The organism is Alteromonas sp. ABE4_545, assembly GCF_056161325.1.
Genome location: NZ_JBSWYY010000002.1, coordinates 103,330 through 127,055, shown reverse-complemented (window position 1 = coordinate 127,055; position 23,726 = coordinate 103,330). Strand labels below are relative to the sequence as shown.

General features: G+C 46.4%; 21 protein-coding genes. 5 read left to right on the top strand and 16 right to left on the bottom strand.

Translation table 11 applies throughout. The features are described 5' to 3' along the window. From astD to rpe, 7 genes are all read right to left on the bottom strand, one after another. Positions 1 to 1,485 carry a succinylglutamate-semialdehyde dehydrogenase gene (gene astD, locus ACXAH6_RS03015; protein ID WP_474875153.1) on the bottom strand — a complete coding sequence of 495 codons (1,485 nt, stop codon included), beginning with the start codon at positions 1,483 to 1,485 and terminating at the stop codon, positions 1 to 3. 15 nt (positions 1,486 to 1,500) lie between these two features. After that, entirely contained in the window at positions 1,501 to 2,535 is a 1,035-nt protein-coding gene (gene astA / locus ACXAH6_RS03010; RefSeq protein WP_474875152.1) for an arginine N-succinyltransferase, read from the bottom strand. 22 nt (positions 2,536 to 2,557) lie between these two features. Next, entirely contained in the window at positions 2,558 to 3,766 is a 1,209-nt protein-coding gene (locus ACXAH6_RS03005; RefSeq protein ID WP_474875151.1) for an aspartate aminotransferase family protein, read from the bottom strand. Positions 3,767 to 4,116: 350 nt separating this feature from the next. Further along, positions 4,117 to 5,280 (bottom strand): HDOD domain-containing protein, encoded by a 1,164-nt coding sequence (locus ACXAH6_RS03000; protein ID WP_474875150.1) that lies wholly within the window; start codon positions 5,278 to 5,280, stop codon positions 4,117 to 4,119. A gap of 92 nt (positions 5,281 to 5,372) precedes the next feature. Next, the gene (locus ACXAH6_RS02995; RefSeq protein WP_474875149.1) at positions 5,373 to 5,969 is read right to left on the bottom strand and encodes an anthranilate synthase component II; all 597 of its coding nucleotides are present in this window, start codon (positions 5,967 to 5,969) and stop codon (positions 5,373 to 5,375) included. Positions 5,970 to 5,997: 28 nt separating this feature from the next. Next, positions 5,998 to 7,002, bottom strand: a complete 1,005-nt coding sequence (gene trpS, locus ACXAH6_RS02990) for a tryptophan--tRNA ligase (RefSeq protein WP_474875148.1) — start codon at positions 7,000 to 7,002, stop codon at positions 5,998 to 6,000. Positions 7,003 to 7,026: 24 nt separating this feature from the next. Beyond that, entirely contained in the window at positions 7,027 to 7,704 is a 678-nt protein-coding gene (rpe, locus tag ACXAH6_RS02985; protein ID WP_474875147.1) for a ribulose-phosphate 3-epimerase, read from the bottom strand. Positions 7,705 to 8,203: 499 nt separating this feature from the next. On the opposite strand from rpe, the gene ACXAH6_RS02980 reads away from it, so the two are divergent. The 3 genes from ACXAH6_RS02980 (at position 8,204) to ACXAH6_RS02970 (ending at position 9,604) form a co-directional block, all read left to right on the top strand. Further along, on the top strand, positions 8,204 to 8,920 hold the full coding sequence (locus tag ACXAH6_RS02980; RefSeq protein WP_474875146.1) for a TorF family putative porin: 717 nt from the start codon (positions 8,204 to 8,206) through the stop codon (positions 8,918 to 8,920). A gap of 167 nt (positions 8,921 to 9,087) precedes the next feature. Beyond that, positions 9,088 to 9,420 (top strand): hypothetical protein, encoded by a 333-nt coding sequence (locus tag ACXAH6_RS02975; RefSeq protein WP_474875145.1) that lies wholly within the window; start codon positions 9,088 to 9,090, stop codon positions 9,418 to 9,420. Beyond that, entirely contained in the window at positions 9,374 to 9,604 is a 231-nt protein-coding gene (locus ACXAH6_RS02970) for a DUF2970 domain-containing protein (protein WP_474875144.1), read from the top strand. Before ACXAH6_RS02975 ends, ACXAH6_RS02970 begins: the two co-directional genes overlap by 47 nt. Here the strand turns inward: ACXAH6_RS02970 and ACXAH6_RS02965 are convergent. The 9 genes from ACXAH6_RS02965 to pilM form a co-directional block, all read right to left on the bottom strand. Beyond that, entirely contained in the window at positions 9,596 to 10,435 is an 840-nt protein-coding gene (locus tag ACXAH6_RS02965) for a Dam family site-specific DNA-(adenine-N6)-methyltransferase (protein ID WP_474875143.1), read from the bottom strand. The two genes, ACXAH6_RS02970 and ACXAH6_RS02965, sit on opposite strands and share 9 nt — an antisense overlap. A gap of 273 nt (positions 10,436 to 10,708) precedes the next feature. Continuing rightward, a complete protein-coding gene (locus ACXAH6_RS02960) occupies positions 10,709 to 12,157 on the bottom strand; it encodes an SPOR domain-containing protein (protein WP_474875142.1) in 1,449 nt (482 codons plus the stop codon). A gap of 58 nt (positions 12,158 to 12,215) precedes the next feature. Further along, on the bottom strand, positions 12,216 to 13,283 hold the full coding sequence (gene aroB, locus ACXAH6_RS02955) for a 3-dehydroquinate synthase (protein ID WP_474875141.1): 1,068 nt from the start codon (positions 13,281 to 13,283) through the stop codon (positions 12,216 to 12,218). 28 nt (positions 13,284 to 13,311) lie between these two features. Continuing rightward, entirely contained in the window at positions 13,312 to 13,827 is a 516-nt protein-coding gene (aroK, locus tag ACXAH6_RS02950; protein ID WP_474875140.1) for a shikimate kinase AroK, read from the bottom strand. 372 nt (positions 13,828 to 14,199) lie between these two features. Continuing rightward, entirely contained in the window at positions 14,200 to 15,966 is a 1,767-nt protein-coding gene (locus ACXAH6_RS02945; RefSeq protein ID WP_474875139.1) for a type IV pilus secretin PilQ, read from the bottom strand. Positions 15,967 to 15,981: 15 nt separating this feature from the next. After that, positions 15,982 to 16,503 (bottom strand): pilus assembly protein PilP, encoded by a 522-nt coding sequence (locus tag ACXAH6_RS02940; RefSeq protein WP_474875138.1) that lies wholly within the window; start codon positions 16,501 to 16,503, stop codon positions 15,982 to 15,984. Continuing rightward, positions 16,500 to 17,117, bottom strand: a complete 618-nt coding sequence (locus ACXAH6_RS02935; RefSeq protein ID WP_474875137.1) for a type IV pilus inner membrane component PilO — start codon at positions 17,115 to 17,117, stop codon at positions 16,500 to 16,502. The genes ACXAH6_RS02940 and ACXAH6_RS02935 overlap by 4 nt, the downstream gene beginning before the upstream one ends. Further along, positions 17,114 to 17,695 carry a PilN domain-containing protein gene (locus tag ACXAH6_RS02930; protein WP_474875136.1) on the bottom strand — a complete coding sequence of 194 codons (582 nt, stop codon included), beginning with the start codon at positions 17,693 to 17,695 and terminating at the stop codon, positions 17,114 to 17,116. Before ACXAH6_RS02930 ends, ACXAH6_RS02935 begins: the two co-directional genes overlap by 4 nt. Beyond that, complete coding sequence (gene pilM, locus ACXAH6_RS02925) at positions 17,695 to 18,750, bottom strand: type IV pilus assembly protein PilM (protein WP_474875135.1); 1,056 nt, start codon at positions 18,748 to 18,750, stop codon at positions 17,695 to 17,697. Before pilM ends, ACXAH6_RS02930 begins: the two co-directional genes overlap by 1 nt. Positions 18,751 to 19,156: 406 nt before the next feature. On the opposite strand from pilM, the gene ACXAH6_RS02920 reads away from it, so the two are divergent. Both ACXAH6_RS02920 and ACXAH6_RS02915 read left to right on the top strand, forming a co-directional pair. Beyond that, on the top strand, positions 19,157 to 21,844 hold the full coding sequence (locus ACXAH6_RS02920; RefSeq protein WP_474875134.1) for a penicillin-binding protein 1A: 2,688 nt from the start codon (positions 19,157 to 19,159) through the stop codon (positions 21,842 to 21,844). 45 nt (positions 21,845 to 21,889) lie between these two features. Continuing rightward, on the top strand, positions 21,890 to 23,581 hold the full coding sequence (locus tag ACXAH6_RS02915) for an NAD-dependent malic enzyme (protein WP_474875133.1): 1,692 nt from the start codon (positions 21,890 to 21,892) through the stop codon (positions 23,579 to 23,581). Positions 23,582 to 23,726: the final 145 nt, after the last annotated feature.

Sequence of the window (23,726 nt, the reverse complement as noted above, 5' to 3'; positions counted from 1 at the left end):
TTATGCGCTCTCTTTGTCAAATGACAAACCTGGGCTCAGTGCACCTGGCATAGCAACTTTATCTAACTCAACTGAGGCTACAGGGTAAGCGCAGTAGTCTGCTGCGTAGTAAGCACTCGCTCTGTGGTTGCCACTGTCACCGATACCACCGAACGGTGCGGCACTGCTCGCACCAGTAATAGGACGGTTCCAGTTAACAATGCCCGCGCGAATACGGCTAAAGAAGTGACGGTAATCACTTTCATTGTCGCACAGTAAGCCGGCAGACAAGCCAAAGCTTGTGTTGTTGGCTTCGTCAATCGCGGCGTCAAAATCGGTATAGCGAATCACTTTAACCAATGGGCCAAAATGCTCTTCATCAGGCATGCTATCAAGGATATCTGTCACGTCGATAATGCCTGGCGTCACAAAACCTGTTGCTTCGTCTTGGTGTTCAAGTGACACAATAGACGTCGCCCCTAAATCCAATAGTGATTGTTGCGCCTGTACCATCATCTTGGCCGCATTAGCAGAGATCATGGCACCCATGAATGGCTGCTCTTCTGCGTCATAGTGGCCGACTTTGATTTGCTTGGTAACAGCCACAAAGCGCGCAAGAATTGCATCACCTTCAGGTGTCGCAGGGATGAACAGACGACGAGAGCAGGTGCAACGCTGGCCTGATGTCACGAACGCGGATTGCACAATGTCGTGTACAGCGGCATCAACGTCGGCAACGTCTTTGACGATAAGTGGGTTATTACCGCCCATTTCTAGGGCTAAAATTTTGCCCGGATGGCCGGCAAACTGTTCGTGTAAAATCTTACCTGTACGCGAACTACCGGTGAAAAACAAACCGTCGATGTTAGGGTGCGAAGCCAAGGCTTTACCCGTTTCTACTTCGCCTTGTACAAGGTTAAGTACGCCCGCTGGTAAGCCCGCTTTTTCCCATAGCTTAACGGTTTCTTCCGCGACTAATGGGGTGAGATCACTAGGCTTAAATACAATAGTGTTACCTGCGATTAGGGCCGGTACAATATGCCCGTTTGGCAGGTGGCCGGGGAAGTTATAAGGGCCAAATACCGCCACTACACCATGTGGTTTGTGGCGAATAAATGCTTCACCCACAGGCATTGGGTTTTGTACAACACCCGTGCGTTCGTTATAGGCTTTTTCTGAAATACCAATTTTGCCCATCATGGCACCGACTTCAGTGGCCGTTTCCCATTCTGGTTTTCCGGTTTCTTTCGCGATGACTTTAGTTAGGTGAGCTTTGTTTTCACCAAGTAATTCGCCAAAGCGTTTAATAATGGCTAAACGCTCGTCAACACTCAATGCAGCCCATGCAGGGAATGCTGCACGTGCGGCTGTAATTGCGCTGTCAACTTGGCTTTGGCTTGCCGCTTGCCCTTGCCAAATCGTGGTGTTTTTAGCTGGGTCTATTGAGGCGATGGCATGCCCTTCGCCTGCGACCCATTGCCCATTAATAAAATGTACTGTCGTCATGTAGGGGTCCTGAAATTAGTCTCTGAATTTTACCGGCGCAAAACGTATCATGTCGCCCGGTTCAATATTTAAAGCAGTGGCGATGTCTTGACTGACAAGGGCCACTTCGCGGGCTTCATCAATATGAATGTCGCCCAATACTGCTCGGAATTGCTCAACTTTTGTATTTATTATGTAGTGTGTTTCCGCTGAAGCGTCCGGTGTGTTATCAATTTCAATCGGCATTTTTCGGCTTGCTTGCGCAGTGCGAATATGACTTAAGTTAGCCTCAACAGTGGGGCCTGCGTCAAAAATATCCACATAGCCACGACAACTAAAACCTTCCTGTTCTAACAGTTGTAATGCCGGTTTGGTTTTCTCGTGCACTTGCCCGATCACAGCTTGTGCTTCGGGAGACAATAAGTTCACATAAATAGGATACTTGGGCATTAGCTCGGCAATAAATACCTTATTGCCAATGCCTGTGAGGTAATCCACCGTGGGGAAGTCCATAGAGAAGAAGTGCTCTTCTAGCCATGTCCAAAATGGGGATTTACCCTGTTCATCACTCACACCACGCATTTCTGCAATAATGGTTTCTGCGAAGCGCTCGCGATGTTCCATCATGAACAAGAAACGCACTTTAGAGAGAAAACGGCCGTTAAACCCACCACGGGCTTGTTCGCGCAAGAACAAGGTACATATTTCAGTTACTCCGGTATAGTCATTACAAAACGTAAGAATTTCTACCGTATTGTGAATTTGCAGCTCGCGAGATGCATGCACCACTTTACTCAAGTGGTAGTGGTAAAACGCATCGTCGATGCCAACTGCAGCTTCAATACCCGTTGTGCCTAAAACCATGCCGGTCTCTGAGTCTTCCATTACAAACAGGTAAGACTCATCGCCAGGTTGAATAACCGATTTTACAAATGAAGAGGTAGAGCGCGTAATTTTTCGCTTTAATAAATCTTCATTCACTGGCAACGACGTAAAGCCGATGCCAGATTCTTCAGCAATGGCGTACAATGCTGGGTAGTCTTGCTCAGTGATGGGGCGAATTATAATCATAGACCGTCCTCTACGAAGCGAATTACTTAGCCTCGGCGACTGCCGCTACAGCGCGCTCGAAACGACGAAGACCTTCAATGATATCTTCATCAGGAATGATCAATGACGGCGCGAAACGCACAACGTTAGCACCCGCAACCAAACACATTAGGTTTTGCTCAGTTGCAGCGTTTAAGAAGTCACGAGCGCGGCCTTGATATGCTTCTGAAAGGGCACAGCCGAGCAACATACCTTTACCACGAATTTCACTGAATACCTTGTATTTTTCATTGATTTTGGCAAGTTCATCGCGGAACAATTGTTCTTTCTTCAATACTCCGGCTAACACCGCAGGGTCGTTAACGATATCAAATGCTTTTTCAGCAACAGCACACGCAAGAGGGTTACCACCATAGGTGCTGCCGTGTGTACCCGGTTTTAAATGTTCTGCGATTTCAGCCGTGGTCAACATTGCACCAATTGGGAAACCACCACCTAATGATTTGGCAGTCGTTAGAATATCAGGTGTAACGCCGAGACCCATGTAAGCATATAGATGACCAGTACGACCAACGCCTGATTGTACTTCATCGAAAATGAGCAGTGCGTTGTGTTTATCACATAGCTCACGTACGCCTTTCACAAACTCTGGCTCTGGAGAGATGATACCGCCTTCACCTTGAAGAGGTTCCATCATTACTGCACATGTACGGTCAGAAATAAGCGCTTCAAATGCCGCTAAATCGTTGTACGCACAGTGATCAACAGCACCAGGCTTAGGACCAAAACCATCTGAATAGGCTGCTTGGCCACCTACTGTAACGGTAAAGAAGGTACGGCCGTGAAAGCCTTGGTTAAACGCAATGATTTGATCTTTTTCTGGACCAAATTTTTCTAATGCGAAACGGCGCGCCAGTTTTAGGGCAGCTTCGTTTGCTTCTGCACCTGAGTTGGCAAAATAAGCGCGGTCAGCAAACGTCGCGTCGGTTAGCTTTTTCGCTAGACGCAATGCGGGTTCATTGGTGAATACGTTACTTAGATGCCAAAGCTTGCTGCCTTGCTCTTGTAGGGCTTCTACCAAAGCTGGGTGACAATGACCCAATACGTTTACGGCAATGCCTCCGGCGAAATCAACGTATTCGTTACCTTCTTGATCCCAAACGCGAGAGCCTTCACCGCGTACCGGTACCATTTTCGCAGGCGCGTAGTTAGGCACCATCACTTCATCGAACGTTGCACGAGTTACATTCATTGTTTCACCTCATTTTGGCTTGCCTGACTGTTTAGGAGTTAGGACAAATCAGACACATAAAATTCAAAAACAGATAACACAGTATGCCAGCTTTTGCGTCTGTTGTCTTTATTGTGAAATGGCTGAAGGCCTTGATATACAAGGCATTTGGCAGAATTTGCAGGAAAAGTGAATAACTATCCAGAGGGCCTGAAATCCTGATTAAACCTACACTCTGATGCATCTCAAGGGGTTAAAGACCCCAGAGTAGGTTCGCTGGATGAATGATTATACAGAATAAAAAATGTCTGATTTTGGCGAGAAACGGCGGGCTTTTAGCCAAATTAGTCGTGTTTTATGGCTAAAACGGCTTAGTCTACGTCGACTTCGAGTGGTAGTTGTCGCAAGTCGAGTTGTTGCAGAATGTCGAGAGAACCAGTGGGAAAATCACAGGGGCCCAACATACGTTTGGCCTCTTCTTTACTGATGACTTTTTGTTCCCATAGCATTCTGAATTGCGCATAGGTACGTGCTTGATACACCACTCTAGCAAGCCCATCTTCGGTATCGAGTATTGGAAAGTCGGCGAGTTGACGCATGGGTTCTGTAATCGCTAAGCGTTTAAACACCATGTGTTCGAACATGTCTGCTGCCAATTTATCAGCGTATTCATTTTGCATCGCCGTGAGGTAGTTTGCCGACGGCAGTACTTTGAGTAGGCCTTCGTGAAGGTCGGGATACTTTTGCTCTTGTGCAGACAAAAGCTGGGCTTTGTGCGTGTGGTCAAAAAGCTTGAAATAAGCCCGTCCCACAATATTCCTCCCTACCACACTGATCATGGCCATCACATAGGCGTCGTAGGGTTTTACATTACTAAATTTGGCTAGCTCTCTGGCACTCAATGCACAGGCTAAAGCGTATTGCCATGTACGTTGTTTTATTTGCGGGTAAGGGTCGGTGATGGTCGGCAAAGTGCGTTTTAAAACTAACGCCGGAAACAGCAATTTAAGGTTGTCGATACCCATAAAGCTCAAGGCAGTGCGCAGCGTTTCTACTACCACAATACGGCCTTTTGAGTCGCGTCGCCTGTGTTTAGGTGAATTGAGAATTTTAATCAGTTCATCATAAAGCCACGGCATACCTGCGGCGATGGGTTCTAACTTTTTGACACTACACGCTTTAGTGGCTAGCGCGTCAATCATGTGAGTTACATCGTCGGTCAGGTTAAGCACTTGCTTATACACATCACCGGCATGGCTGGTCATGCGAGAGAACTCATCGAGTATCGTGTGATGTAAATGTTGGCTCAGTGAGTCAATGAAGTTGGCTTCTGACATCGCCATCACTTCTTTACTGCGAATGGCGATTTTCTCCACGTGTAGCAATTCGCGACGTGCGTCACTTTGCTCTGACTCTTCAAAGCGCACTTCGCCTGGGCTACGGCGACCAATAAGCTTGTTCACTCGCGCGATATCAATCAGCAAGTTATCAAACTTTTCTTCTGTAGACGGTGATTGTGCTTCAGCACTCATCATGCTGAGTGGTCTCCGCTTGGCGTTATCGCGCCGCGTTATACTTGTTGTTAACACCAGAAGTTACCACAGACCTGCTATATATTCACAATTAATTATGTATCGGCATTCAGCCGCGATAGCTTGAGAAAATTGCGAAGCAGTTGGTGGCCGTATTCTGTGAGCAGTGATTCAGGGTGAAATTGCACACCATATACGGGTAAAGAACGGTGGGCGATGGCCATGACTTCTCGATAGCCTTTGTCGTCTTCACACCAAGCTATGGCTTCCAGTGGTTCAGGAAGGCTGTCTGGCGCTAATACTAACGAATGATAGCGGGTGGCATTAAACGGCGACGGTATATCGCTAAATAAGGCATGATGATTGTGCAATACCGGTGAGACCTTTCCGTGTCGAACTTCTTTCGCGTGGGTGACGCGAGCGCCCAACACCTGACCAATACTTTGATGCCCAAGGCAAACACCCAAAATAGGGATGTGGGGCAGATAAGCTTGGATCACCGCCAAGCTCACACCTGCTTCATTGGGGGTACAAGGACCGGGAGAAATGACGATTGCATCGGGCTTGATCTGCGCTATGTCTTCAACCGAAATTTCATTGTTGCGAACCACATTTACCTGGCTGCCAATTTCTTCAAAATAGCGAGCCAGGTTATGTGTAAAAGAATCGAAGTTGTCGATAAGTAGGAGCAAAACCGCGCGCACCTATAACATGAGTTAATTAAGGCTTAGGAAGAAAGCCAATTGTTTCGTACACGTTTTTCAACGTTTGTGCGCCACGGGCAGACGCTTTTTCTGCACCTTGTGCCATTACCTGATTCAAGAAATCTCTGTCTTCGCGATAGGCTTTAAATTTCGCTTGAATGGGTTCAACGAGCGCCACAACCGCGTCAGCAACATCGCCTTTTAAATGGCCATACATTTTGTCTTCGTACTCAGGTACCAAGCTTTCGATTGACTTACCAGTGGCGCAAGAAAGCAAGGTTAAGAGATTCGATACACCGGCTTTTTCTTCGCGGTCGAAGTAAATGCGGGCTTGCTCGTCTGAGTCGGTGACAGCGCGTTTGATCTTTTTCGCCAGCTTTTTAGGCTCTTCAAGTAAGCCGATGAAGTTGTTCGGGTTGGTGTCTGATTTTGACATCTTTTTATCAGGCTCTTGCAAGCTCATGATACGAGCGCCAAACTCAGGAATGTAGGGTTCAGGTAGTGTTAGCACGTCACCGTATAAATTGTTAAAGCGCGTAGCGATGTCGCGAGTAAGCTCCAAGTGCTGCTTTTGATCTTCACCCACAGGTACTTTATTGGCGTTGTACAGAAGGATGTCGGCTGCTTGTAATACAGGGTAGCTGTATAAGCCTACGTTGATGTTATTCTCGTTGCGCGCAGACTTGTCTTTAAACTGAGTCATGCGGTTGAGTTCGCCCATTTGCGCGTAACAATTTAAGATCCACGACAATTGCGCGTGCTCTGGTACGTGAGACTGAACGAACAGTGTGCTTTTTTCTGGGTCGATACCACACGCCAAATAAAGCGCAAGACCATCTAAACATGCATTGTAAAGCTTTTCAGGTTCCTGACGCACCGTAATCGCGTGCAAATCAACAAGCATATAAAGGCAGTCGTGGTCGTCTTGCATCGACACCCACTGTCTTAGGGCACCCATGTAATTACCTAACGTAAGTTGACCTGAGGGCTGACAGCCGCTTAATACAATGGGTTTGCTCATGAATTTAATACCTTGCTTTATGACTTATGCCTGATGGTTCGATGCCAGTTGTTCGCGCATTTGTTTGATCACTGCTGCGTAGTCAGGCTGATTGAAAATAGCTGAACCCGCAACGAACATATCTGCGCCCGCTGCGGCGACGTCAGCGATATTATCGACTTTGATGCCGCCGTCAACCTCAATTCGAATATCGCGGCCACTTTGCAGTACTTTCTGCTTTACTTGGCGCAATTTATCCAGCGTAGATGGAATAAATGACTGACCCCCGTAACCCGGGTTTACCGACATCAACAAAATGTGATGAAGTTTGTCCATTACATAATCTAAATAGTGTAAAGGCGTTGCCGGATTAAACACCAAACCCGGCTGACAACCTTTGTCGATGATCAGTTGTAAACTGCGGTCCAGATGCTGAGTTGCTTCAGGATGAAAACTAATATAGCTCGCTCCTGCGTCGGCAAACTGCTCAATTAAATCATCGACAGGTGACACCATTAAGTGCACATCTATCGGCGCAGTAATACCGTAATTCCGCAACGCCTGACAAATCATTGGGCCAAAGGTTAGGTTTGGCACATAGTGATTATCCATCACGTCAAAGTGCACAACATCGGCGCCTGCCGCTAAGACGTTCTCTACTTCTTCACCTAAGCGAGCAAAATCGGCTGAAAGAATAGAAGGTGCAATTAGATATTTATTCATACTTCATCTCTGGATTCACGGTGACTGTTATTCACATAATCGGCGCGTTTGGGCTTGAGCAATGCAGCTCAAACAGGGCGTCACTGACATCATTGGCGCATATTTTTATGCTCAATGCATTATTTTAACGCACGATTGACTGAGTGATGTGAGGGTTATTTTGCCATAAATTGACAAAAAACGCTCAATATCAGAAGAACTTGATGAAATATATCTTACCGTGATGCGCGATTATGGTTAAAACCTGTGCATTCATTTGGTGATTTTGCTCTTTTTTGGTGCGAAAGAGGCGTGGGGGTTTGATTGATGGCTAACAATAAGAAAAATTAGTGTGAATAAAAAATTAACAAAAACAATGTATTAGTTTTTATTTATGCATGTTTATGCGTTTTTGGCGTATGGGCATTAGTTTTGAATAGTTGTTCTCAAAATAAGAATAAAAAGACAGAAACAGAAAAGATTTAAAAAAACTAAATCGGTTTATTAACGGAGAACACACATGAAATTTAATAAAACACTAGTTGCTTTAGCTCTTGCTGGCTCTTGCCTAACCTCTCAAGCGGCATTCGCTGAAGTCACTGCAAACGTAAGTGTTAGCAACAACTACATCTGGCGTGGTCTTACACAGACTATGAACGAAGCGGCAGTACAAGGTGGTATCGACTACGCTAGCGAAAGTGGCTTCTACGCTGGTACTTGGGCATCTAACGTAAAGTATGGTCCAGAAGACAACTTTTCGTACGAGCACGATCTGTATTTCGGTTTCTCAGGCGAGTCTGGTGACTTCTCTTATGATGTAGGTTATTTGTACTACAACTACGATTCAGCAGCTGGCTTCGACTTCGGTGAAATCTACGGTACTGTAGGTTTCGGTGGTTTCAGCGCAACGCTATACGTACTTGCTAATGCTGAACCTGATGAAGCGCCAGGCCAAGATTTTGGTTTCGGTTCTACCACTTACTTGTCACTTGATTACGGTTTCGCGCTAGAAAGTGGTACAGAGATCGGCTTCCATGTTGGTTCTCACCAAGGTGACTTCAACGAAGCGTTCAACGGTGTTCCAGACGACTATATCGATTACTCAGTGTCGGTATCAAAAGACGGATTTGGTTTCATGATCAGCGGCACCGACCTTGATGACGCAGGTGACGACGATTCTCTAGATAACGACGCGTTGAAATTCACTGTTTCTTACGCGGTAGACTTCGAACTTTAATTTGCACTAACAGTTCGTATCTCTGAACGCCATGAGGCTTTATGCTTCGTGGCGTTTTTGTATTTCTTTGGCGCAGTGTGGCATATTCGACTAATTGTTAATAGCTAGTTGCCAGAGAGAGAAAATTGTCTATAATGTAGACTATAAATTACCAACAGGATTAGGTTATGGCTGAGCAAAAACGGACGACGTTCACCACCTCATGCACCAAATGGGTTACCGTAGGTAGCGTGTTTGCGTGTGTGTTAACTGTTGCAGCAACAACAGGGATGCATAAAACCATTGAATTTCCTTGTCAGCCTTCTTTAACTGCGGCGGCTGAAAAGATAGTTACTGACTCACCTGGGCTAGTATGTGCTCAGCCTAAAGAAACCGTGAGTTGGCTGTCTTGGTTTACGGGGAAATCATCATCTTACCAATTCCATTTCTTAGACTTACTTGAGTTATTGTCGCGTGGCGACCAACAGGCTCAATCTTCGGCGAATCCAGTCGAAAAATAACCAAACAAACTGGTTAGGCATAGTACAAAGTGTCTTAGCCAGTGCTTTTGGTGTGCAACATTCAGCTAAACGCGAACAAGATTTTCAAGCAAAAAGCTTTGTCCCTTATGCCGTAGTAGGCGTGATATTTGTGGTGGTATTTGTTATTGGTTTAGCGCTGTTGGTAGGGGTAATATCAGGCTGAATGATCGCCGCCCGGCGGGAAGTAAGCGAGCAGTTCATTCACAGGCTTTCGCGATTCACCCTTTTGACTGATCGAACGCTTCACTGATAAATGATTTATTCTGGCACCTTCGTATAGCTTACGAGTGAACGGAAGGTCGTGATTCGAAATTAGCACGGGAATGTGACGTTTAAATGCTGCCCGTTCTGTGACTTTCGCCAGCTTCACCTGACAGTCGGTACTGAATTGGCGTGCAGCGTAACTGGTAAATTGTGCAGTTTTACTGATTGGTGCGTATGGGGGGTCACAATAGATAACATTGCCACGGCGAGCACGGCTAAAAACCTTTTCAAAGGGCAGGCATGTAAACACGGCGCGCTGAGATTTCTCGGCGAACACATACATTTCGTGTTCTGGGAAGTAGGGCTTTTTATAACGCCCAAAGGGCACGTTAAACTTGCCGGATAAACTATAACGGCACAAACCGTTGTAGCCATGGCGGTTTAAATACAAAAATAAAATAGCGCGATAAAAAAGGTCGCTGCTTTGATTAAACTCTTCTCTTAATTCGTAATAGCGCTTTTCATCGTTATTGTGATCAACGAAAAAATGTTTGGCTTCGTGAATAAGACTTTCTGGCGACACCTTTAACAAATTATAAAGGTTAATAAGGTCCGGATTGATGTCGTTGAGTAGATAGCGTTTGAAATTGGTATTCAGAAATACCGAACCTGCGCCCACAAAAGGTTCAATCAAGCGATTGCCTTCTGGTAGGTTCGCCTGAATCTTTTCAACCAGACTGTATTTTCCACCTGCCCATTTAAGGAAAGCCCGGTTCTTCTTGGCGATCATGGTGTTATTTTAATTTCCGCTCAGATTACGCTATCTATCCAATTACAGCCTGCGATACATATTATATTGAATATAGTGGGCTGCTAAGCTCGTGACTTTTATTGTTTGAGTTTTCACAGACAAGACGCATCGCACAGCATCGAGATTCTGCTCACTCTGACCTTTCACAAGTTAAGAGGTTGATTGTATATGGCATGGCTGATCACGACAACCAGCAAAGATTGGGATTAGTCGAATATCCTGAGATTACTGATCTGAATGGCGAAATATTGCTCAATTTGAGCGTGCGGTATTGTTATCAAGCTCGCGAAGAATCTGCAAGCTGCCTTTTACAAATGCCTTGTCTTTACCATTAAATGCCGGTAAATCATTCACCGAGTTACGCGCAGCGCGAATACTTGTGTAGGGTTCGTGCCACAACACCACGTACCAGTCGCCGCCATAACGTTGGGTTTGATAAACCAGTACTTGATTGGTTAGCCCATTGTCTCGAATAAAATCGGCCATAAGGGTAGGGTCTTTTAAACCGGAAAGCTGCAAATAGTATTGAGACTGTGCAAGGGTATTGCGCAGTGTGTCATTGGCCAAAGGCAAGGTATTTACCTCAGCAGTAACCGGTTGTGGCGTTTCGGGTTCATTTTGCGCGGTATTTGCTGTGGTTGTTGGGTTTGCTAGCACAATCTCCGCGGTATCGTCATTTTGGTTAGCGGGTTCTGGCACTGTGGGCGTCACATCAGCAGCGTTAATGTTGTCGTCGACCGCGGCTGGCGTTGAAGCAGACGACGATTTTTCTAGGTCTTTCACCGCTTGATCCCAAGATGTTACAAAACCATCAGACGTATTGGCTACATTCGCCTGAACTTGGGTTTGCACTTCTGCTTGAGATGGCGGGGGGCTTACCGTGGCAGTTTCGCTGGTATCCGATTCTATAATGTATGTGGGCGTGGTTTGAGGCTGTTCTTCCGGTAGCGTGACTTTTTGCGTTTGGTTATCAGTGATTGGCTCGTCGAGTGGTGCAAACAGCGTGCTTAAACTCGCACCATATTGCCACGCGAGCAGTGCAGCGAAAGAGCTAATGAACAATACAACAATAGCCATGATAAACCAGGGAGAGCGTAGGCGATTTACCGGCGCGGGAAGCTGGGCCGTGTCGCGCTGTTGTACGTGTCGTTCAAATGCGGCTCGCCGCTCTGTAAGCAACTTGTCGATCTCGCTGGAATATTGGTCACGAGAAACCGACTGACTACTGATTAACAGTGGCGTGTCTGTGTTTTTGGCTGGTAGCCATTTTTTGGCTTTTTCTGCCCAGCGCGACTCACCAAAAAGCAACACATTCAGGTGTTGTTTATTACTGGCAAAGCGACTTTGTAAAACCAAGTCCCAGAGTTCTTGCAGCAACTTGTCAGGAATGTGTTCTGCTTGAGTAAGCGTAATTAATACCGGACCACTATGGTGGTTGAGGTCTGCGAGGAGTTCATTTAATGGGCGAACAAAACTTCCCACTGTTTCGCCAAGAAGTTGGCGACATAGCTGGCGACGATAATCACTGAGCTCCATTGTCTGACTGGCAGTAAGAAAAGCCAACTCGGTGTTTTCTTTCTGGCGGTAAACAAAAGCTTCGAGAGTGCGTTGTTGCTCGGCAATAGAGTCCCCGCTCACAAAAATGAGCTGTGAGGAATAATTGACCAAGTATTCGAGTCTGTCATGCAGCTCAGATTGCACCACGCATCTCCACGCCTAGCGTTTAATTAAATATTGGAATGGCAAACGCGCTCAACGTTTAGTTGAGCACGTCCGAGAGAATGGCGTCGGTGACATCGCGAGTGACAACGGCGTGACCGATGCCTTGTGGAATAACAAAGCGAATTTCACCCGCTTCCACTTTTTTATCGCGCTGCATGTGAGGCATGTAATCTGCTTTATGCATATCTTCTGGCCCTGCTACAGGGAGTGAAAACGCAGTAAGTACATTTTCTACACGACGTAATTCTGACGGGGTAAACCAATCCAAGTGTACGGCAGTTTTGCAAGCAAGAACCATTCCCGCAGCAACTGCTTCACCGTGTAGCCAATTGCCGTAGCCTTGCTCGGCTTCGATGGCGTGACCAAAGGTGTGGCCAAGGTTTAACAGCGCACGCAAGCCGCCCTCTCGCTCGTCTTTGGCAACAATTTCAGCCTTAATTTCACAGCATCGAGTGATGGCATGTACTAACGCGTCATTGTCGAGAGAGGTCAGTGCCTCTTGTTGATTTTCGAGCCAATCAAAAAAGGGCGCGTCGTAGATAATGCCGTACTTGATCACTTCAGCCATGCCAGCGGCAAATTCACGCGGAGGCAAAGTGTTCAATGAATCTGTGTCTATTGCTACCAAAATAGGCTGGTAGAACGCACCGATCATGTTTTTCCCGAGAGGGTGATTCACTGCTGTTTTGCCACCCACTGAAGAATCAACTTGCGAAAGCAGGGTCGTAGGTACTTGAATAAAGGGCACACCACGCTGGAATGTTGCGGCTACAAACCCACATAGATCGCCGATAACTCCCCCCCCCAATGCAATGAGGGTGGTATCACGGGCTGCCCCTAACTCCAACAAACGGGTCATGACATAGTGGAATTGTTCTAAGGTTTTGTATTGTTCACCATCAGGCAGGGTGATGACGTCGAGTTGTTTGTCACCACATGCGGCGCTAACCTTATCCAAATACAACGGCGCAACGGTTTCGTTGGTCACAATAATTGCGCGTGGGCCTTTTATGTAAGGCACAAAAAAGCCGGTTTGGCTAAGCAAACCGGCTTTAATATGGATAGGATAGCTACGCTCGCCAAGTTCTACACGTAAAGTTGACACAACGTAGGCTCCTTGTAACTAAGAATATTTACAGACCAATTTTGCTGATAATTTGATTCGCTACTGCACGTGCAGATTGATCGTCGGTATCGATCACATAATCTGCTACTTCTTCATAAAGTGGATTACGCGACTCTGCGAGGTCACGCAATACAGTTTCTGGGTCGTCTTTTTGCAATAGAGGTCTGCGTTTATCACGCTGAGTACGTGCTACTTGCTTTTCAATCGTTGTTTGCAAGTACACCACGATACCGCGTGCTGATAATCTGTTACGGACTGCTTTATTGATTACTGAACCACCGCCGGTTGCAAGCACAATGCCCTGCTTATCAGTCAGGTCATTAATGACGTTTTCTTCGCGCTTGCGGAAACCATCTTCGCCTTCCAAGTCAAAAATCCAGGCAATATCTGCACCGGTGCGACGCTCTATTTCCTGATCGGAGTCGTAAAATTCAAGATGCAGCTCGTCTGCTAAATGTCTTCCAATGGTGCTTTTACCTGCGCCCATTGGCCCAACCAAAAAGATATTACGTTTTTCAGCCATATTTGCTTATATCACAACTTTTCTAAATGTTAGGGGTAGCTTCACTCGCGCCTGTCTACGACTACCCATTCACTTGTGCTTATTTTATGTCGCCAATAAGCACCACTCACTAACCTCGCTTAAATTTCGAGAGCGGGATTATCTCAGTTTCATTGTCTGCTATGCAAGTTTTGTTACATCAAAATGAAAAGTGCCCGTTAAACACAGGGTTAGCGGGGCTTCAATACTGATTTTTATCCATTATAAGGTGAGATTTGCAGGAAATCTGTGTTTGGTTACCTATTTGCACAGAGAAAAAGCAGGCCAAAACCCCCTATGCTCCATTTTACTTCACTGATTATGGCAGCAAAGGTCAATGCCACTAAGGGGGTATTATAGTTTGTCTGTTACGATTTTGGGTGTGACAAAGATTAATAATTCACGTTTTTGATAAACTGTGGCCGATTGCCTAAACAACACGCCCACGACAGGCAGGTCTCCAAACAATGGCACTTTGTTAACGTCTGCCGTATTCACTTGCTGGAATATACCACCAAGTACCACTGTTTCACCATTTTCTACTAGAACCTGCGTTTTTATTTCTTGTGTATCAATGGCAACCGCTGGACCCGTTGAGGTAGTCACGGTTTCACCTTGGGTATCTTGGGTTACCACTAAATCAAGAATAATGCGGTTATCGGGAGTAATGTGAGGTGTGACTTTTAAGCTCAACACCGCTTTTTTAAATTCAACCGAGGTGGCACCACTTGATGTAGCTTGTACGTAAGGAATTTCGGTCCCTTGTTCAATATAAGCTTCTTGCTGGTTAGCCACAGTAATACGCGGGCTGGCGATAATTTCACCTTTGTTTTCAGACTCCAGTGCCGAAAGTTCTAAATCTAGTATGGTGCCGTCGACCAAGCTTGCAATTTGAAAACCAATTGTGCCTGCGGCGCTTGTGACCGGTAAGTTAACATTCAAACGGTCTTCTAAGCTCGGAATTGAGCCGCTGGCGATGGTTTCTGCACCTTCTAGCGAGCCCGACGTTCCAGAGTCGTCTTGTAAATCACTGAACCCCCAACGAACCCCGAGCTCTTCATCAACGTTGTCGCGTACTGTGACCATGCGTGACTCAATAAGCACTTGTTTAACAGGTACGTCTAAAGCTTCGATCATTGCTCTGGCTTCGGTTATCGATGCTAGTGAGTCACGCACTAAAATAGTATTGGTTCGCGTGTCTACCGTAACGGCTCCTCGGCTACTTAATATGCCGCCTTCTTTTGACTTTAAGATTTGCGCCAGCGCTTCTGCCTTGGCGTAATTCACGGTAATACTGGCAGTTTGTAAAGGCGCGAGGTCGGCTACTTGTTGTTTGGCTTGCAACTGTTGGGTTTCACGAGCACTTAATTCCTCGGCGGGGGCCACTAACAAAATATTGCCTTCCATATGCTTACCTAGCCCTTTGATTTTTAGAATCATATCGAGAGCTTGATCCCAAGGTACACCTGAGAGTCGAATGGTCACGTTGCCTGTAACAGTGTCGGTTGTTACCAAATTGAAACCATTAACTTGTGCGATAATTTGTAATACCTGACGAACTGGCACATCTTGAAAATCGAGTGAAATTGGTGCTCCTGCATAGGTCTTTTGCTCCATTTCCGCTACCGCTTCTTCGGTCATGGGTTCGACTTCAATTTGTAAACGGTGCCCTTCGACCTTGTGTCGTGCATACACATTGCCGTCGTAATACAAAACGACGCGTGCGCCTTTTTCATCCTGAAATGTTTCGATCGTCGACACCGGCGTAGCAAATTCTGCTACATCAAGTTCAACCAGTTGGTCTTCGGCCAGCTCGGTGGCCGGAAGCGTGATAGTAATTTGCCCTTTCGCTTCAACTAGTTGGGGCTTTACTTGGGCATTGTCAAACTCAACCAAGGTAACCGCTGTATGGTTTTTGGTTCTCGTGAAATCTATGCTCTGCAACGTTGAGTGAAAGGTTTTTTCCTGCTCTGCACGTGGGTTGATTAACTGTGGTTCATCATCCGCTTCTGCTGGTGAAATATAGATATTCAGTAAAACCAGTGCCATCAGTGATGAGGCAAGCCACCACTTACTGCGACGTCGCTCCAGTTTTTTGTTAAAAATAAAACGCTCAGACATCTTCATTTCTCCGGCTTACGAGTGTTTCGCAAGTGTGGTTTCTTTTTGTTGCCAACAGCCTGCACCGTCGGGAACCAATTCAGTAATAACAACAGATTGCGGCGTGATCTGACTGATCTTGCCGTAATACAAACCAAGGTGGGTACCCATTGTCGCTTTGTGTAACGTGCCGTCGTTGGCGCTAAACAAAACCCACTGTTGCCCGTTGCTGGTAAAGCTGCCAGAGAGTGACAACGCGTCGATACCATATTGCTCTAATACGGTTTTTGCTCTCGCATAATTTGGTTGAAGGCAGTTTTTCTTTGGTGCTGGTGTGGCTGCGACAGTTCGAGCCTGTGGGCGTACAAAGGGGCTACGTAAGTCTTGTGCTTGGTATTTAAAAACAGGTTGAGACGTAAATTCGGGATACGGCTCAATGGAAACCGTAGCCGTTTGCCGAACTTGGGCGGTGTATTCAACCAAGTCTTGCATTTGAGGTGCGCAACCGCTGAGTGTTATGGCACTAACGAGTAGGACAATACGAGTAATGTGACTCATTGTTTATCCCCCTGTGCTTCTTGCGTGGTGGCGGCTCGGTAGGTTTTTGCTTGCAGTTGGAGCGTGAGTTGCCCCGCGTCAGCTTGAATGTCAAAGTCGTGAATGGTGACGATGCGAGGCAATTCTGCGATGTGGGAAACAAAGTCACCAAAATTGTGGTAACGACCTGAGACTTCCATTTCTATCGGTAATTCGGTGTAGAATTCTTTGGGGATCTCTTGTTGCCAGTTAAGCATTTTAAACGTTAGGCCTGAGCTGGTTCCTACATACGTTATGTCGTCGAGCAAACCGGGTGTTTCATTACTTGTTGGTAGCGACTTCAACATGGAAGAGAAGTCTTTCTCGATACGTGCAAGTTGAGCTTTATAGGCCTCAAGGTTGACGGCTAATCGATACTTAGCGGTAAACTGTGATTTTAACTGTACCTCTTCGTTTTCCGCGGCATCCCATATTGGGAGCTTAGGGCGAACAATGGCATAGTAACTCAACGCGCCTACTACAATCGCTACAAACAGGGCGACAACCGTTTTGATTTCGAATGGCCAAATCGCTACTTGCTCGAAGTCGAGCTCGTTCATTTCTTTTAGACGGGCGAAGTCAAAAGTAAACTTCATGGTTTGCCACCTCCAAGGTGAGCTTGGGCGAGGAGCAAGTGAGAGTTAATGCGAAAAGTAAGTGAAAACTCACTAACGGCGTCGCTACTTTGCGTGTCTGACACAATGGAAGACAGTTCCCCGGCACTAAAAACCGAAGATGAGTCTAGATTGCGCATAAATTCAGCCAAACGGTTGTTGGATTCACTCACGCCCTCAACAAAAATACTGTTCCCTGAACGGCGCAATTTTCTGAAAGACACGCCAGGGGGCACAATACGAGCCAACTCATCAAATATATGCGGGGCCAAATTGCGGCTAGCCTGCAATTGTTCGATTAGTGCCATGCGCTGTTCAATGGCATTTTTGGTTTCGCGAATGCGTTTTATCTCAGCAATTTGTGCATCTAAAATCGCAATTTCGTTTTTCAAATACGTGTTGCGTTGGTTCTGAAACGAGATTTGCTGTTCAATGGTTTGGCCAATAAACCAAAACAAAGCACCCACTAATATGGCAAGTAATAGCAAGCCAGATAAATATTGTTTTTTCTGCTTTTGCCGACGTGCTTCACGCCAAGGCAACAGGTTAATTTGAGCCATCAGTCTACGCTCCTACTCGCCAACCCTGCTGCAATGGCAAAAAGGGGCGCTAACTGTTGAACCTCATCTTTGTTGAGCTGGTCACTAATGACTAACTGAGCAAAGGGGTTAAATACCTCAACGTCTAAGCCCAAGTCTTGCTGTAGTGACTCAACTAATAATGGCAGTGTGGCGGCCCCACCACATAACAGTATTTTTTCTGGACGGGCTGCGTGTAACGTGCTCATGTACATCTGTAAAGCACGGTTAATTTGTTGCTGAAGGTTGGCGCTGAAAATTGGCAAGGTGTCTTGCTTCCAGTTTGCAGGCAATGTGTCGCCAACAAGCTGAGACTCAACTTCTTTTGCATCGATCATATTGATAATAGAGAGATCCTGAAGCAAATTATTAACGCCGAACATATGTTCTTTGCTGTAAATTACTTCGCCTTCTGCCCATACACACACTTGTAATAACGATGCCCCGATACTGATACAGCAGATAGGAGCTTGGTCGGCAACGCCGTGGTAAAAATGGTCAATCGCGTTGCCTAGTGCATAACCTTCAATATCAACAATTTCAGGTTCGAAAGGTACTTCACGAGCAAGGGTGAGTCGGGCATCAACAATATCTTTGTGTGCGGCGCTCAACAGCACATTAACCTTACCCGTGTGGGTTTTGCTAGGCCCCAGTTCCTCAAAGTCGACGTACACTTCTTCGAGGGGGTAAGGGATCAAACTGTCAGCTTCAATTTCAATTTGTGACTCTAATTCAAAGTCTGATTGGTCTGGGTCCATGTAGATGATCTTTGTGATCACCGATGAACCTGAAACGGCAATCGCCGCTTTTTTGATTTTGGTTTTGAGCGCGTTTTTCACCTTGCGTAGGGTTAAATTTACCGCGTCATAATCTTTAATAGCGCGGTCTTCAAATGCGTCTTTCCCGATTGCTTCACAAGCATAGCCCTTCAACACAAAGCCACTGTCCGCTTCTTCAAGCCATACGGCTTTGATATAGCGTGTACCGATGTCGAGGCCGACGATCGGTGTAGACTTTTTCTTAAACAGCGACTTCATAGGGTCAAGCTTCCTGATTCGAGTGTTTTGCTCAATTTAGATATTACTTATTTTTCGAAAAATAATGGTTCTAATAACCACACATAGGTATTAGTTTGCTATACGTTACTGATTTACAACGGCAGAAATAGCCACTGACCACCACATAGAGTGTAGGCCATTTCTGTTATTCAGCGAGTTGAGCAGACAAAGAGAAACATGCATTTCAGCATGGGGTATGGCGCGGTATAACTGTCCTAATAGCGGGATCGTTAGGTTTTGATTGTGAAGTGCTTAAAAAATGGCATTGTTTTTTGCGAAAAGGTATTCGTTCTCATGCTTTATTCGTTGTGAGTTGTATCATTCGACTCCAAGCCTGTATAGAATATCTACTTTCAATTGAATGGCTGGCTGAAACGACATTTTCGTGAAGTACATCAAACTATTACTCTTACTTGCCCTAGCGGGCTTCTTCATTGGTACGGCATCTCTTGTGGGCTTTTATTTTTACATTAAGCCTGACTTACCGAGCGTAGAAGTATTAAAAGATGTCCGATTACAAACCCCGATGCGGATCTACACCCGCGACGGCAAATTGATCTCGCAATACGGTGTGAAGCGTCGTATTCCAGTGACGTTGGAAGACACACCCGATCTACTAAAAAAAGCGATTATCGCCACAGAAGACAGCCGTTTTTACGATCATTTTGGTATTGATCCCATTGGTGTTTTACGCGCGGTATTCGTGTTAGTGACGACTGGCGAGAAAAGCCAAGGGGCGAGTACGCTAACAATGCAGTTGGCACGAGGTTTCTTTCTAACCCGTGAAAAACGCTTTGTGCGAAAAATTAAAGAGGTCTTTATCGCACTACACATGGAGCAAGTGCTAACAAAAGACGAAATTCTTGAATTGTATTTAAACAAGGTAGAGTTAGGGCATCGAGCTTTTGGTATTGGTGCGGCAGCACAGGTTTATTACGGCAAGTCGCTGAACGAGCTCACCTTGGCACAAATTGCCACGATCGCAGGCCTGCCGCAAGCGCCCTCGGTGCTTAACCCTATTAGTCGTCCTGAGCGTTCTAAAGAGCGTCGTCGTATTGTGTTATTGCGTATGTTGGACGAAAAATACATCACTAAGGCTCAGTTTGATGAAGCCGTGAATGCGCCCGTTACTGCACGTAAACACGGTGCCGAAATCGAACTCGATGCTCCTTATCTCGCTGATATAATTTACAACCAAATGGTCGATTTATACGGCAAAGAAGAAGCAGAGACAGGTGGTTATCAAGTATATGCTACGGCGACGTCTGAACGTCAAGCAGCCGCTCAAATGGCGGTGCAGCAAAACTTACATGACTATGATGAGCGTCACGGATACAGAGGGCCTATCACGCGTTTATGGCCGGTTGAAGAAAATCCAGTTATACCCGAAGTCGACGCAGTAGAACCTGACTCTGTACCGGAGGAATCATCGACTCCAGCAGTACCTGTCGCTGTTGTCGATCAATTAAATCCATTTCCAGGTGACTGGAACGAAAGCAAGATTGTTGATGCGCTTCAAACCGTTCAAAGCTATGGACCATTGATTCCCGCTGCAGTTATTCATGTATCTAAGCAATCCTTCACCAGTTTGGATATTAATGGTGTTGAACGCGAAATTCCTTGGGAAGGTATGGATTGGGCTAGGCCATACATTAACGACAAATTGCAGGGGGATACTCCTAAGGTTGCGTCGGATGTTGTGACACTCGGCGACGTGGTCTATATCCGTAATTGGGAACAGCAGTGGCGCTTGGCACAGTTACCGGCTGTAAGTGGGGCGCTCGCGAGTTTGAATCCTCACGATGGCGCGGTTGAAGCGATTGTTGGTGGCTACAGTTTTTATCAAAGCCAGTTTAACCGTGCTACTCAAGCAAAACGTCAGGTAGGTTCGAATATTAAACCTTTTGTGTATTCAGCGGCTATTGAGCATGGTTACACCTTGGCAAGCGTGATCAACGATGCTCCAATCAATGAGTGGGATGCGGCCACGGGTGTGGCATGGCGCCCGCAAAACTCACCACCTGAATACGACGGCCCAATTCGTCTTCGAGTTGCCTTGGGTAAATCGAAAAACGTGGTATCTATTCGATTGCTACGTGGTGTGGGGATGGACAATGTGATCGATCATCTCACCAAGTTTGGCTTTGATCGCAATGACATTCACCGTGATGAAACGCTCGCTTTGGGGTCATCTTCACATACACCTCTGGAAGTCGTACGAGGGATGACGGTGATAGCCAATGGCGGATTTTTGGTCGACCCGTATTTCATCAGTAAAGTAGAAGATGAGATGGGGAAGGTGCTGTGGAAAGCAGAGCCTAAATTAGCTTGTGACCCCTGCACACCCGATGCAGCCGAAACAATGCATATTGATGAAGACGATATAGAAGCGCGGTTGGCAGCAGAGCTTAATGCGAGCTTAGGTAACGAGCCGATTAACACTGGTGAAGTGCTCTCTGCTCCGCGTGTTATTTCAGCCCAAAATGCGTTTTTAGTAGGCGAAATGATGCGCACTGCGGTAAGAGCTAACGGTAGTTGGAGCAAGAAAACTTATTGGATGGGAACCGGCTGGCGAGTGCGTAATCTTCTTCATCGTACTGACTTGCACGGTAAAACCGGTACCACCAACGATGCTCGAGATACGTGGTTCAGCGGATTCGGACGCGAACTGGTGACAACAGTGTGGGTTGGCTTTGATGACATGAACCGTCAATTAGGCCGCACAACAGCAAACCGAAATCTGATCAATCGCGACCCAGAAAAATACAACTGGATTGGTAACGCCATGGTCGGGGGCGAAGACGGTGCACGTGCTGCCGGTCCTGCGTGGATTCGTTACATGAAAGAAGCGTACAAAGATACGCCAGAACTTGCCATGCCGGTACCGGATAATATTGTGCGTGTTCGCATTGATCGTACCAGTGGAAAGTTGACCCGACGCACAGACCATACGACACTATTTGAATACTTCCTGCAGGGCACTGAGCCGACCACCTATGTACTCGACGAAGACATTGTTGATCCGGCCGAGCAGGAATCTTCAACCACCACAGAGCCAGAAGAAATTTTCTAATCTGGCTTTCTGTCCCTACACGATAAGAAAATTGACGGAAAAAGCATGTCAGACAAAGCGAAAAGCTATCTATACATTCCGCACGCCGGGCCTTCTCTTTTAGAAACGCCTTTGCTCAATAAAGGCAGTGCATTCACTGCTCGCGAGCGTGCCGCATTTAACCTGACAGGATTGTTGCCTCCACGCTATGAAACCATTGAAGAACAGGTTGAGCGTGCGTACATGCAGTACAGCAGTTTTGATGATGCACTGAATAAGCACATCTATTTACGCGCTATTCAAGACAATAACGAAACCTTGTTCTATCGCTTAATTCAAACTTACATCGACGAGATGATGCCGATCATCTACACCCCGACGGTGGGTGATGCGTGTGAGAAGTTCTCAGACATATACCGCAGTTCTCGTGGTTTGTTTGTGTCGTGGGAAGAGCGCCATCAACTCGACGACATCGTACGCAACGCCACCAAGCGCAAAGTAAAAGTGATTGTTGTGACCGACGGTGAACGTATTTTGGGCCTCGGCGACCAAGGTATCGGCGGTATGGGTATTCCCATTGGTAAGCTTTCGTTGTACACCGCTTGCGGTGGTATTAGCCCTGCGTATACCTTGCCGGTAATGCTGGATGTTGGCACCAATAACGAGAAGTTATTGAACGACCCTATGTACATGGGCGCGCGCCATCCGCGTATTGGTCAGGAAGAATATGATGAATTTATCGATATGTTCATCAAAGCAGTTACCCGCCGCTGGCCTGATGTGATGATTCAGTTTGAAGATTTTGCACAACCTAATGCAATGCCCATTTTGAACCGTTATCGCGACAAGATTTGTTGTTTTAACGACGATATTCAAGGTACTGCTGCGGTGTCATTAGGTACGATTTTGGCGGCTTGCCGATTGAAGAACCAAAAGCTGTCTGACATGAAAGTGACCTTTGTTGGTGCGGGGTCTGCGGGTTGTGGTATTGCCGAAATGCTTATTCAGCAAATGGTGCAAGAAGGCCTGAGCGATGCCGAAGCCCGTAAGCAAGTCTTCATGGTAGATCGCTTTGGCTTGTTAACTGAAGGTATGGAAGGGCTTCGCGATTTCCAGCAAAAACTGCAACACTCGCAAGACGCTATCGCCGATTGGTCGTTTAGCAGTGAATATCCAACGTTACTGGATGTAATCAACTGTGCTAAACCTGACATTTTAATTGGTGTATCGGGGCAGCCTGGTTTGTTTACCGAGCAGGTAGTGAAGTCAATGAAGCAACATTGTGACTTGCCAATCATCTTCCCGTTGAGTAATCCTTCTCGCCAAGTGGAAGCGCGTCCTGAACAGGTGATCGAATGGACCGAAGGCGAAGTGATTATTGCCACGGGTAGTCCGTTTAAACCTGTTGAGTACAACGGCAAGACATTCGCTATTGCGCAGTGTAACAACAGTTATATCTTCCCGGGTATTGGCTTGGGTGTGATTGCGAGTAAAGCGCGTTTGATCAGTGACGAAATGTTGATGGCGGCGAGTAACGCATTGGCTGAAGCATCACCCTTGGTGAATCAAGGTGAAGGTGAACTGTTACCTCCGTTGAAAGACATTTCTGGCTTGAGCCGTAAAATTGCGTTTGCGGTGGCGAAAGTGGCGATGGAGCAGGGGCTTGCATTAACTCAAACAGATGAAACCTTGCACGACAACATCGAAAAACACTTCTGGTATGCACAATACCGCCCATATAAGCGAGTGAGTATTTAATTGCCTGAACGTTAATAGGGAAGTCTCCGATTCATACCGTAGGGATTACCTTCGGTATGAAAACACGCCGTGAATATGTCCCTATAGGCTCTGCGGCTGCATCCTTGCAGCCGAAGGTTTTATAACGAAGATAATCCCTACTAAG